At 50.6% G+C, this 11,953-nt stretch carries 14 protein-coding genes and 1 pseudogene; 11 read left to right on the plus strand and 4 right to left on the minus strand.

What is annotated here, in order from left to right; translation table 11 throughout:
- Positions 1 to 39 precede the first annotated feature (39 nt).
- On the minus strand, positions 40 to 870 hold the full coding sequence (locus DW757_RS15595; RefSeq protein WP_243033733.1) for an ISAs1 family transposase: 831 nt from the start codon (positions 868 to 870) through the stop codon (positions 40 to 42).
- Between the two features lie 291 nt (positions 871 to 1,161).
- Here DW757_RS15595 and DW757_RS15600 point away from each other — a divergent pair, with 291 nt between their 5' ends.
- Positions 1,162 to 1,542, plus strand: coding sequence for a desulfoferrodoxin family protein (locus DW757_RS15600; protein ID WP_008398832.1), 381 nt, complete (start codon positions 1,162 to 1,164; stop codon positions 1,540 to 1,542).
- Between the two features lie 172 nt (positions 1,543 to 1,714).
- On the opposite strand, the gene DW757_RS15605 is transcribed toward DW757_RS15600, so the two are convergent.
- Positions 1,715 to 2,011 (minus strand): hypothetical protein, encoded by a 297-nt coding sequence (locus DW757_RS15605; RefSeq protein ID WP_008398833.1) that lies wholly within the window; start codon positions 2,009 to 2,011, stop codon positions 1,715 to 1,717.
- A gap of 30 nt (positions 2,012 to 2,041) precedes the next feature.
- Complete coding sequence (locus DW757_RS15610; RefSeq protein ID WP_118752195.1) at positions 2,042 to 2,608, minus strand: hypothetical protein; 567 nt, start codon at positions 2,606 to 2,608, stop codon at positions 2,042 to 2,044.
- A 111-nt stretch (positions 2,609 to 2,719) separates the two neighbouring features.
- Here DW757_RS15610 and DW757_RS17470 point away from each other — a divergent pair, with 111 nt between their 5' ends.
- The 9 genes and pseudogenes from DW757_RS17470 (at position 2,720) to DW757_RS15650 (ending at position 9,718) form a co-directional block, all read left to right on the plus strand.
- Positions 2,720 to 2,881, plus strand: a complete 162-nt coding sequence (locus DW757_RS17470; protein WP_008398836.1) for a hypothetical protein — start codon at positions 2,720 to 2,722, stop codon at positions 2,879 to 2,881.
- 230 nt (positions 2,882 to 3,111) lie between these two features.
- Positions 3,112 to 3,933 (plus strand): FAD binding domain-containing protein, encoded by an 822-nt coding sequence (locus DW757_RS15615; RefSeq protein ID WP_044931669.1) that lies wholly within the window; start codon positions 3,112 to 3,114, stop codon positions 3,931 to 3,933.
- The gene (locus tag DW757_RS15620; RefSeq protein WP_008398839.1) at positions 3,924 to 4,400 is read left to right on the plus strand and encodes a 2Fe-2S iron-sulfur cluster-binding protein; all 477 of its coding nucleotides are present in this window, start codon (positions 3,924 to 3,926) and stop codon (positions 4,398 to 4,400) included. Before DW757_RS15615 ends, DW757_RS15620 begins: the two co-directional genes overlap by 10 nt.
- Positions 4,397 to 6,691 (plus strand): molybdopterin cofactor-binding domain-containing protein, encoded by a 2,295-nt coding sequence (locus DW757_RS15625; protein WP_008398841.1) that lies wholly within the window; start codon positions 4,397 to 4,399, stop codon positions 6,689 to 6,691. Before DW757_RS15620 ends, DW757_RS15625 begins: the two co-directional genes overlap by 4 nt.
- Positions 6,692 to 6,695: 4 nt before the next feature.
- Positions 6,696 to 7,337: a nucleotidyltransferase family protein gene (locus DW757_RS15630; protein ID WP_118752196.1), complete on the plus strand. Its 642-nt coding sequence runs from the start codon at positions 6,696 to 6,698 to the stop codon at positions 7,335 to 7,337.
- A 231-nt stretch (positions 7,338 to 7,568) separates the two neighbouring features.
- Positions 7,569 to 8,180, plus strand: coding sequence for a type IV toxin-antitoxin system AbiEi family antitoxin domain-containing protein (locus DW757_RS15635; RefSeq protein ID WP_008398844.1), 612 nt, complete (start codon positions 7,569 to 7,571; stop codon positions 8,178 to 8,180).
- The gene (locus tag DW757_RS15640; protein WP_021966522.1) at positions 8,177 to 9,016 is read left to right on the plus strand and encodes a nucleotidyl transferase AbiEii/AbiGii toxin family protein; all 840 of its coding nucleotides are present in this window, start codon (positions 8,177 to 8,179) and stop codon (positions 9,014 to 9,016) included. Before DW757_RS15635 ends, DW757_RS15640 begins: the two co-directional genes overlap by 4 nt.
- Positions 9,017 to 9,027: 11 nt before the next feature.
- Positions 9,028 to 9,360: pseudogene (locus DW757_RS18085) on the plus strand (hypothetical protein).
- Positions 9,361 to 9,433: 73 nt separating this feature from the next.
- Entirely contained in the window at positions 9,434 to 9,718 is a 285-nt protein-coding gene (locus DW757_RS15650; RefSeq protein WP_015574842.1) for a hypothetical protein, read from the plus strand.
- 266 nt (positions 9,719 to 9,984) lie between these two features.
- Here DW757_RS15650 and DW757_RS15655 read toward each other — a convergent pair whose 3' ends face one another.
- Positions 9,985 to 10,458 carry a CYTH domain-containing protein gene (locus DW757_RS15655; RefSeq protein ID WP_118752197.1) on the minus strand — a complete coding sequence of 158 codons (474 nt, stop codon included), beginning with the start codon at positions 10,456 to 10,458 and terminating at the stop codon, positions 9,985 to 9,987.
- Positions 10,459 to 11,142: 684 nt separating this feature from the next.
- Here DW757_RS15655 and DW757_RS15660 point away from each other — a divergent pair.
- Complete coding sequence (locus DW757_RS15660; protein WP_243033734.1) at positions 11,143 to 11,928, plus strand: DUF975 family protein; 786 nt, start codon at positions 11,143 to 11,145, stop codon at positions 11,926 to 11,928.
- Positions 11,929 to 11,953: the final 25 nt, after the last annotated feature.

An 11,953-nucleotide genomic window follows, 5' to 3' on the forward strand; every position in this document is an offset into this window, starting at 1 on the left:
CCGCAATTCATTCAAAAATCTTCATTTTAGACTTGACTTTTAATAGTTAGTCTTTCCTTCCCTTTGAATGGTCTTTTCCTCCATCCCTATGCTTTTCAGGCCTTCCCATTCCTTTTTCTGGCTCAGCCACCCAATCCGCTCCGTCTGGTAATACTCCCGGATCTCTGTCTGCCCATGGGCTTTTTCTATGGTCTTACAGTAGGTTCCCCTTTTCTTTAGCTGCTCCTTCTCCTGCTCATCACAAAAAAACAGGCGTACATCCTCATACAATGTCTTTTGATTTTCTTTTAACGCAAGGACATAATCCCCCTTCTTTTTTCGGATCTTTTCCGCGATCTCTTTCTGTGTCCCCATCGCATCTATGGTTACTACCTGGCCTTTGATCCGGATCTTTTCCAGCAGCTCCGGGATTGCCGTGATCTCGTTGCTCTTTTCATCCACTGCCTTCTGGCCCAGACTAAACCCATCCTCACGGCTCCATGCTGTCAGGATGTGGTTCGGCTTTCCCTCTTTTCTCTTGTTGGAGCGCATGGTCTTCCCATCAATGCAGATCAGTTTCCTTAATGCTTTTCCCTCATCTTTGTTTAATAATTCCTGCCACTTCTGATATAACTGCTGCAGCACTTCCGGTGACAGCATCCCAAATACACGGCAAAGAGTATCATGGGATGGGATCCCGTTTTTGAGTTCGATATATTTCTTCAGGTACTCCTCATGATAATGGGCAAAAAACTCCATTTCCACCCAGTCGTCTACATTGGACAATGTGGCAAACAAGACTATGACAATAATGTCCTTTAGTTTATGGCGGACCTTCTTTTCCTGTCGTATATCTTCGATATAGTCCATCCACTCCAACAATTCTTCCATAGCACAAATCCCCTTTTTATTTTCAGCATATCATAAAAGGGGATTTGTTCACAATTTATTTACTCATGCGTTTGTCGTGGGAAAAGTGCTCAAAATGAGGAAGGCAGAGCAGCCCGGCTCGCCCGGAGGATAAAGAAAAGCACAGAAATGGAACGGGGCATCCGCTTTTGCGGAGCCGGTATGGGCGAACGAATATGGAAAAATCAGAAAGATGTCAGATAACACTTGATTTTTAAACACTAATAAAGTATAATAAGAATCAATATTAAAATCATTAAGGAGGCGTGCAAAATGGCATTAAAATTTTATGTCTGTAAGCATTGTGGAAATATCGTAACTTATGTAAAGAATGCGGGCGTACCGGTTATGTGCTGCGGAGAGAAGATGAGCGAGATTGTTCCGGGAACCAGCGACGGAGCTCATGAGAAGCATGTGCCTGCTGTTTCAGTGGAGGGACAGAAGGTTACTGTTAAGGTAGGAGAGGTTGAGCACCCGATGCTGGAGGCTCACTGGATCCAGTGGATTGCTCTCGAGACAAAGCAGGGTAGCCAGATCAAATATCTGAATCCGGGAGAGAAGCCGGAGGCAGAGTTTGTTCTCAGCGAAGGAGACGAGGCAGTGGCTGCATACGAGTACTGCAACCTTCACGGACTCTGGAAGAAGGAAATCTAAGTCTGTGCTCTGTGACGCAGGCTGATTGCCGGGGATAGAGAAAGCGGCGGTGCGCATTCTGGAATATCAGATGCGGCCGCCGTTTTTATATAACAGGAAACTTCGTTTTTTCACAGAAAATTCTGCCGGCTTACCTGTGAAGCGAAAGGATTTGCCGGCAGGGATATTTTCTCTACCCTTTTTTCGGCCTGCCCTGTTTCCCGGCGCCTAAGCGCCTGGACAGGCTTCGCAGCATTTCCACCCGCTTTTTTTCTGCGGGGTTCATCTTTGCTGTCATGATAGACACAAGGAGATCCGTTTCGTCGTCGCTGAAATGATACTGGCTGCTGCCTGCCGCCATGCTCATGAAAAGTGGCATCAGCTTGTCTTTGGGAGTGCGCTCCACGGTTTCGGCCAGGTTTGACAGGTATTTTACTTTTTCCGGATCCATTGTTTTCAGTCTGGGATCCTGTTTCCAGGCAGTGTTCATAATTTCAATCCTTTCTGTGGCTGTGCGAGCTCAGGACAAGCTCTGCATGGTCTGCATGAGAAGCTGGGCCGTTTCCAGGCGGGACTGCTGCTCCGGCGGCAGCATGTTTTTCAGCTGTTCGATAGGAAAGTGGCCGGTATCCCGCCTTCCCGCCTCTTCTGCGCGGCTTCTGGCTGTGGGGCCGGAGGAGTTGGCGGAGGATTCTGCAGTACCGCCGCTGTGCTCTGGGGAGACAGGGCGGATGGTTTCAGGCGCGGACTCGCGGTAAGACTGGTAAAGCCTGGAGCCCTGAAGAAAATTGGCCACCAGATCGATAAATTCCTGTTCCTGCGGCGTGCCGTAGGGCTTCATGGCATTTAACATGTCAATGGGAGAGGACGGCTCATCCTCCTCGAGAGAGCAGATTCCGACCATTCCGTCTTCTGTCTCCTGAAACAGCCGTACTGTGCGCTCCAGCTCGCTGATTTTTACCATCAGGGAGAAAAAGCGCTGCTCCGGGACATGTATGTACGGAAGGGCGGCTTTGATCATCTGAAGATGAGGGGACGCTGTCAGATAATCGAGATCCGTCATTTTTAAATCAGGTTCACTTTTCATGGGATTTTTACCTCCTTTTCCTTGCCTTAATATATGCGCTGTCATGCCAAAACATGATACACAGCCTGTATCAGTACTGCATATGATAGAGATATAGGAGGTTGAAACAATATGGGAATCCGTTTAATTATAGAAGGAAATGCTGCATATGAGATTGACGAGGACTGTATGGCCTGCCAGAACCGCTCGAAGGAAAAGGGAGTGGTGAAAGGCACAGAGAAAAGGGAGACCAGGGGACGGAAGGTACGTGGAACCGGAAAAAGGGATAACTGATTTTTGCCAGAGACAGCAGAGGGCTGCGGGGGAGGTGCAGAAGACAATTTTCGCGGAAGAGAATGACTTTTTCAGATTGTTCTCTTCCGCAATCTGTGTTAAAATATGCCTGCTATAGACACGGCATACAGGCCGGACATGCCCTGAAGACGAAAGAGAAGAGAGATGGGCGTGATAGACTGCAAATAGACGGACAGAATGAAAAATGAAAAATACGAGGAGGATAAGGCGTGATTCATTACACGAATTTTGTCATGGCGGGGAGCCTGGATGAGGCCTATGAACTGAATAAGAAGAAATCCTCTGTTATCTGCGGCGGCTTTTGCTGGCTCAGACTTCAGAACAGGACAATCCAGACGCTGATCGATTTGAGCGGGCTGGGACTTGAGAAGATAGAGGAGACAAAAGAGCAGTTTGAGATAGGATGCATGGCCACCCTGAGAAGCCTGGAAACGCACGAAGGGCTGAACCGCTGGGCAGGCGGGGCCTTCGCAGACAGCGTGCGTCACATTGTGGGAACCCAGTTCAGAAACTGCGCGACTGTGGGCGGGAGTATCTATGGAAGGTTTGGCTTCTCGGATGTGCTCACCCTGTTTCTGGCCCTGGACGCCCAGGTGAAGCTTTATAAGGCCGGGGTGATGCCGCTCAGGGATTTTCTGGACAGAAAAGAAGACGGGGATATTCTCGTTTCCGTGCTGGTGAGGAAGGGACAGGCCCGAATATCCTATGAGAGCATGAGAAATGAGGCTGTGGATTTCCCGGTACTGACAGCGGCAGTCTGCGAGAGAGGGGATAAAACGACAGTTTCCATCGGAGCAAGGCCGGCCCGGGCGGCTGCCGTAACGGTGGAAAACGGATATTTTGCAGAGAACGTGGCGGACCGGAAAGCGGCGGCGGAGAAGCTGATCGAGTCCCTGCGCTTCGGCACGAACATGAGGGCCAGCGCCCAGTACAGGAAATATTTGGCCGGTGTTCTCCTGATGCGCTGTCTTGACAGGATTGACAGGGAGAGATCTCTGGAGAGGAAGGGAGGAAATGAAACGTGGAATTAAAATGTATTATAAACGGACAGGCTGTGGCCGCTGAAGCCAGAGCAGACATGACGCTTCTCGATTTCCTCCGGGCCAGAGGCTATAAAAGCGTAAAATGCGGATGCGAGACAACGAACTGCGGGCTCTGTACTGTATGGCTGGATGGAAAGCCGGTGCTCTCCTGCGCAGTTCCCGCCATGCGCGTCCAGGGCCGAGAGGTGACCACCCTGGAGGGACTGAAGGAGGAGGCAGAGGAGTTCGGGCGCTTCCTGGGAGAACAGGGAGCGGAACAGTGCGGCTTCTGTTCTCCTGGTTTTATTATGAATGTGCTTGCCATGGAAAGAGAGCTGCCTGGAACCCCGTCCTCTGAGGAGATCCGGGAATATCTGGCAGGCAATCTGTGCCGCTGCACGGGATATGCAGGCCAGATGAGAGCCATCCGAAACTGGCTGGCCTGCAGAAGACAGAAGGAGGGTGAGAACGCATGAAGGCCCCAAATACAAACTATGTAAACCGCCCGGTGATGAAAAAGGATGCCATGGCTCTTGTGACAGGGCGGGCCGTCTATACAGACGACATTGCGCCGTCAGACTGCCTGGTGGTGAAGGCCCTCAGGAGCCCTCACGCCCACGCTCTTGTGAAAAATATAGACACAGAGAAGGCAAAAAAGGTTCCCGGCATCGCCTGCGTGCTGACTTGGGAGGACTCCCCCAGATGCCGTTTTACCCAGGCAGGTCAGACCTACCCTGAGCCAAGCCCCTATGACCGGTATATTATCGACAGGAGGGTGCGCTTTGTGGGCGATGTGGCTGCTGTCGTGGCAGGGGAGACAGAGGAGGCAGTGGACAGAGCCCTGAAGCTGATCAAGACCGAGTATGAGGTGCTGACGCCTGTTCTGGACTTCAGAACAGCCAAGGACAATCCGGTGTTAGTTCATCCGGAAGAGGACTGGAAGGCCCTCTGTCCGGTGGGAGCGGATAACCAGAGAAACCTCTGCGCCAGCGGCGGCGAGGAGGAGGGCGATGTGGATGCCGTGCTGGCAGACTGCGATCTGGTGCTTGAGAGAACCTACCACACCAAGGCCAACAACCAGACCATGATGGAAACCTTCCGAACCTTCACCTACATGGACGCTTTCGGCCGCTTAAATGTGGTTTCGTCCACACAGGTGCCCTTCCACATCAGACGAATCCTGGCAACGGCCCTGGGAATTGACAAGTCCAGAGTGAGGGTGGTGAAGCCGAGAATCGGAGGAGGCTTCGGAGCCAAGCAGACAGGAGTGTCAGAGATCTATCCGGCTCTTGTCACCATGAAAACAGGACGGCCTGCAAAGATGATTTATTCCCGCTATGAATCCATGATCGCAGCCTCACCCAGACACGAGATGGAGGTGCGGGTGAAGATGGGACTCAATAAGGACGGCCTGGTGCGGGCCATTGACGTCTACACCCTGTCCAATACGGGAGCCTATGGAGAGCACGGCCCCACAACCGTAGGCCTTTCCGGCCACAAGTCAATCCCCATCTACACGCCGGAGGCCTTCCGGTTCCGGTATGATGTGGTGTACACCAACTTCCAGGCGTCCGGCGCCTACAGAGGCTACGGAGCGACCCAGGGACTTTTTGCCGTGGAGTCAGCCCTCAACGAGGCGGCTGGAATTCTGGGGATCGATCCCCTTGAGATCCGCCGGATGAACTTTGTGAGGGAAGGCCAGAGGATGCCGGCCTACTACAATGAGCTCCTTGAGAGCTGTCATGTGGAGCAGTGCATGAACCGGGCTGCCCAGATGATTGGCTGGAAAGACAAATACCCAAGGCGAGACATGGGCAATGGAAAAGTCAGGGGAGTGGGCGTGGGAATCGCCATGCAGGGCTCTGGAATCTCCGGTGTGGACGTGGGAAGTGTTACCATCCGCCTGGCGGACAGCGGCCATTACAACATGCTGATCGGAGCCACGGACATGGGAACCGGATGTGACACGATCCTAGCCCAGATGGCTGCGGACTGTCTGGAATGCGAGGTGGATCAGATCGTCGTGTACGGTGTTGACACGGACAACTCCCCCTATGATTCCGGCTCCTACGCTTCCAGCACTACCTATATTACGGGTATGGCCACGGTAAAGGCCTGCGGGGAACTCAGGGATAAGATTGTACGGCTGGGGGCCCAGATGCTGGAAGCAGAAGAGGCGGACGCAGACTTTGACGGCTCTTTCGTCTATCTTTTAGGGGATGAGGAAAAGCGTGTCTCCCTGGCAGATATTGCCGCGAAGAGCATGTGCGGAAACGATCTGTCCCTGGAGGCCTCAGCTTCTCACTCCTCACCGAAGTCACCGCCTCCCTTTATGTGCGGAATGGCCGAGGTGGAGGTAGATCTGGAGACGGGACAGATCGATGTGATTAACTACAAGGCTGCCGTGGACTGCGGAACGGTTATCAACCCGGCACTTGCGCGGGTACAGGCGGAGGGCGGCATTGTCCAGGGAATCGGAATGACCCTCTACGAGGATATTAACTACTCGGAGAAGGGAAAACTCAAAGAAAATTCCTTTATGCAGTACAAGATACCGGCCAGGGTGGAGATCCCTGATCTGGAGGTGGAGTTTGAGTCCAGCTACGAGCCCACAGGTCCCTTTGGCGCCAAGTCCATCGGAGAGGTGGTTATCAACACCCCGCTTCCGGCTATCGCCCACGCTGTCTACAATGCAACAGGACTCTGGTTCCACGAGCTTCCGATCACGCCGGAAAAGGTAATCCGCGGTCTCGGAAAGCTCAAATAGGGCCGTGATCTACCACATTCTGCTGGCCTCCGGGCTGTCCAGGCGGTTTGGAGGCAATAAGCTCCTGTATCCGGTGGACGGGATTCCCATGTATCTTCGCGCCCTCCGGTGTGCAGTTTTCGTAAGGCGCAGGCTGGGAACGAGAATCATTTTCGTGACTTCCAGCCGGGAGCTGGCAAAGAAAGCGGTCATGGAGGCCGCGAAGGCAGAAGAGAAAGGGCATACAGGGAGGAACCAGACAGAGGAACCGGCCGGTGAGTATTGGCCCTCCGCAAGGATTCAGGCTGTGCTCAATGACAGACCCGAGGAGGGGATCTCCCGGTCCATCCGTCTGGGAATCCAGGCGGCCGGGGCCGGGCCTGAGGACTGGCTTCTGTTTTCTGTCTGTGATCAGCCGTGGCTTACAGGTGAGGAGGTGTGCCGCCTGGCAGAGAGGGCCCTGAGCTCGGGCCGGGGAATTGCGGCTCTGTCGCGAAACGAAGAGGCGGGAAATCCCGTTCTGTTTAAGGGAAGCTATGCAGACGAACTGTTCGCCCTTACCGGGGACAGGGGCGGAAAGGCAGTGCTGAAAAGACACTGGGAGGATGTGCTTCTTGTGGAAGCGGAACATGAGAAATCACTTCAGGATCTGGATGAGAGACCCTGAATGCAGAAAGGGGCTGTCGGGAAATAGATGCCCCTACACAGTGGCCGGTGTGATTCGTATGAATCACACCGGCCACTGAAATTTATCCGTTAAACAGAGAAAAAGATGGCTAACGATTGGGGCGGAGCTGCCACTTCATATTTCCCAAACTGTTGAACATTAAGCTGTCAGTAAAATTATGCCGAATTTACATCACTTTACTTTTGAACTAATATTGCTTATAATATTAGTATGAAAGGAAGTGGTACGGTGGGACAATTTGAACAGCTGGATCATCTGCTGGAAACACAGGACGGGATGCTGCGAACAGCTCAAGTAGTATCTGCTGGTATTTCCAAGCCTGTTTTTTATGATTATGTGCGCTCACGGGAATTGGAGCGGGTTGCACATGGGATTTATCTTTCCAGGGATGCATGGGTAGACGCTATGTATTTACTTCATCTACGGGTTGGACAGGCAGTGTTTTCCCATGAAACGGCTTTATTTTTTCATGATTTGACAGATCGTGAACCAATGGAATATACCGTTACCGTTAAGACGGGCTACAACCCTACTAAACTGAAAGCTGAAGGTGTGCAGGTGTTTACTATTAAAGCAGAGTTGCATGAGGTGGGTCTGATAACGGCTCAGACACCTTTTGGACATACGGTTCCTGTCTATGACATGGAGCGTACCATCTGCGATCTGCTCCGCAGCCGGAACAATATGGAGACGCAGATTTTTCAAGGTGCGTTAAAGATGTATGCCAGAAGAAAGGACAAAGACCTGCGGAATTTGATGAGGTATGCCGGTATGTTCCGGGTAGAAAAAATTTTACGGCAGTATTTGGAGGTGCTTCTATGATAAAAACAGCGAGGCAGCTAAAAGATTTGATTCGTAATCTTTCCAGGAAAAAATCTGCGGATGCACAGCTTTTAATGCGAAACTATATGATGGAACGTTTTCTGGATCGTATCTCCCTTTCTGAATATCGTGACAAATTCATTTTGAAAGGCGGTATGCTGGTAGCGGCCATGGTTGGTCTGGATGCCCGCTCCACGATGGATTTGGATGCCACTGTAAAAGGCACCAATGTCAATGTGGAGGACATAGAAAATCTGATTTCTGCTATTGTGAGTGTTCCGATTGATGATGGTGTCAAATTTCAGCTGAAAAGTATTTCAGAGATTATGGATGAGGCGGAGTATCCGGGGATTCGAGTGAACATGACTGCAACCTTTGACGGTGTGGTAACTCCTTTGAAGATCGACATTTCTACGGGAGATGTCATTACCCCCGGAGAGGTCCGCTACTCTTTCAAACTGATGCTGGAAGAACGCTCCATTGATATTTGGGCGTACAATCTGGAAACAGTTCTGGCCGAAAAACTGGAAACGATTATCACCAGAACCACCACCAACACCCGCATGAGAGATTTCTATGATATTTACATTCTGGAGCAGCTTCATGGGAACACATTGAACCAGCAGACGCTCCATGATGCACTGTTGGCAACTGCCCATAAGCGTGGAACAGAAAGGCGTCTTACAGATGCAAAAGATGTTTTGGACGAAGTGGAAAGCAGTCCTGTTATGCAGAAACTTTGGGAATCTTACCGCAGGAAGTTTTCCTATGCGGCAGAGCTGGAATGGAACATCATTATGGAAGCGATCCGTAGTCTATACGCTCTCTGTGAGTAGAAAGTGGACCTATAAAAAAACACGGTCATTATTGTAAAGTCTGCGGAGAATACAACGCCAATGAAAAATTTTCAGGTAGAGGCCATACGGCTCATATCTGTAAATCCTGTGCTTCTTTGCCGCCGGAGAAGCAAGCGGAGCAAATAAGGATAAATCGCTTACTGAATCTTCCATGGAGATTATCAAAGGAACAGATTTCCTGGCAGAAAAACCGAATGAAAGATAAGCACCAGGAAGTTCGTGCGCTGGCGAAAAAATAATACGAGATGAGGTTTCCTCCGAAGCGGTTAGAGGACACCGAGGACAATTTTGATTTTCTTGATAAGGACGATTTTACAGAATAACGAAAGCGGTCTGCACCATGCGGGCCGTTTCTTTTTTGGGTATGGCTCTAAATATGCTCCTGGGGATGCCCATATGTTTGTGATCGAAGGAATGGCCAAAGTCCGGAAGGTCATTGAAGAAAACAGGAAACGAAAGCTAACAGAACCTGATGCGGACTGCAGCTGCTGTGAGCATAAATCCAGATGTCTTTACAGATACAATGCGGAAAAGAATCCAGACCGCAATAAAGTCATGAAGAACAATGAACGGTGGGAAGAGCTGCGGGAGGAATCCAATGCGAATATCCAGAAATACCACCGATTCCTGCAGCATGAAATCGAGAAATACGAAGGAAAAAAGGAGCAGAAAGCCGCTTAACGGATGGAGCGTTTCAAAAAATCCAAATAAGGGGGTTTTGTGTCCTAGAATAATAGGAAGAAAAAGGAAGAGGCAATCCGGCAGAGAATTCGGTCCTAAAAAAAGTCCGAATTCTCCGGGATTGTCTCTTCCCTGCATGTCAGGGGTTAAAAATCGGTATTAACCGACAACCCCTTTCAATTTTTTGATGGCTTCGCCGCTTTTCCCGTCTGGCGTTCCCCTCCTGAAATTCTGCACTCAGGCTTTGGGATTCAGTATTTTTCGTTTCATCTGTCTGTCTTCATGGCCAGGACACTGTTCTGGTACTCTCCTGTAAAGGTAACCTCGCGTCCAAACCAGGAGGGCGGAACAAAGGAGAGGGCCGCTTCCTCGGAGGAAAATTCCACCTCTGCCAGAATCAGTCCCTCATAGGCCCCCTCAAATACGTCCAGCTCAATGGTAAGCTTTGCTTCTGCCTCTGTCTGGCCGAGAGGGATCAGGTAGCGCTTCTTCGTCAGCACGATCCCGTCTGCCTTCGACAGAAGGTGAGCGTAGGATTCGGCGGTCAGAGGCAGGTTGTACTCTTCCCGAATCATTTTTCCGCGGGATTTGTAGGTGAGGTAAAAGCTGTCATCTTCCCTGCGGACACGGACAACAGGATCCGTGGACAGATAAGCCTGTTCGATCTGATGAAACGGCCGGGACAGGCAGTCTGCCGGCATAAGAGACCGGTCAATGAGATACTTGCGTTCAATTTCCATGGATATTCACTCCCCGATTCATGAGTCATAAAATAGATAAAAACACAGCAGACAATTCTCTGTAAACATATTATACATGAAAAAAGCAAAAATAAAAGCAGAATAAAACGGCAGCAATATGGACAATCAGTCGGGCGAAAAGGCCGGACAGGCACATAAAGACCGGGATTAAGGGGTATAGGCATGGAAAAATAAAAAACAGCGAGGTCAGAAAGCCGGAATTGAAAGAATCATAAAGGGCAGAGGATGCCGATTTGGAAAACTTCAGAAACTGTTAGAAAATATTAAGGGAATTTCTTGTGGATTTATGATATAATGACCGCAAGCGAGCCTGTGGGAGCTTGCTCACGCAAGGCGAGCGGCGAGTGCGCATCCCTCGGAGAGAATGGCATATCCGGAGGATATGGTATAATGACCGCAGAGCGGTTATTATACCTGCGCATACCGGTTTCAGCATGCACTGCTGAAAGCCGGGCGCTAAATTCCGCCGGAGGCTGTCATATCCGGAGGATATGGCATAATGACCGCAGAGCGGGCATTATATCTGCACATACCTTGGAGAGAATATCATATCCGGAGGATATGTATATTGATATTAATACAGGCAGGATCCCTTACCGGCCCGAAAATTTTGGAAATTCAAGGGCCGGTCAGACGGATTCGGAAAAAAGGAGGAATGGGTATATGTGGTCGATTGGAGAAGTGAAAAGACGCGGATGGAGACAGATCGGGCTTTACTACTGGCCGGCGTTCCTGCTGCTTCTGATATTCAGCCTGGCATCGGGACTGGGAGAAGTGTTCCGGGTGGATATCGACAGCCTGATAGAGGGAATCATGGAGGGAGGCACGTTTTACGGTATATGGGATATGGCAGCAGGGCTTTTGCTCAGCTTTGTGGCTATCTCCGGTCTGGTGGGGCTGTTAGTCAGGATCTTTGTGCTGAACCCCATGGAAGTGGGCGTATACCGGTTTTTCATGGAGAGCAGGGCGGAAGGCTTCTCCGTGGGAGTCAGCAGGATTCTGTATGCCTTCTCATCGGGCAGCTATGGAAATATCGTAAAAATCATGTTCTTTCGGGATCTGTTCCTGTTTTTGTGGACCCTTCTGCTGATTATCCCGGGAATTGTCAAATCCTTTGAATACCGGATGATCCCCTATATTCTCTCCGAAAATCCGGACGCTGACATGAGAGATGTGTTTGCACTGACGAAGGATATGATGAGAGGAAGCAAGTTCCAGCTCTTCCTGTTCGACCTCTCCTTTCTGGGCTGGTATCTGTTGGGAATCCTGGCCTGCGGAATCGGACTCTTTTTTGTGGCGCCCTATGTGAGTGCGGCGGAGGCTGAGGTCTATGCAGAGCTCAGAAACAGCGTGAGCGGATTTCCTCTCAGGGGCTTCGGGGAGAGAAACACGGATTCATCCGGCGAAACGGAAAATGAAGGCTGGGGAGGCTATGAAAACCAGGAATAGAATCAAAGCGGCCGGGACAGACCGG

Source organism: Clostridium sp. AM29-11AC (genome assembly GCF_003480545.1).
Classification (GTDB): Bacteria; Bacillota; Clostridia; order Lachnospirales; family Lachnospiraceae; genus Otoolea; species Otoolea saccharolyticum_A.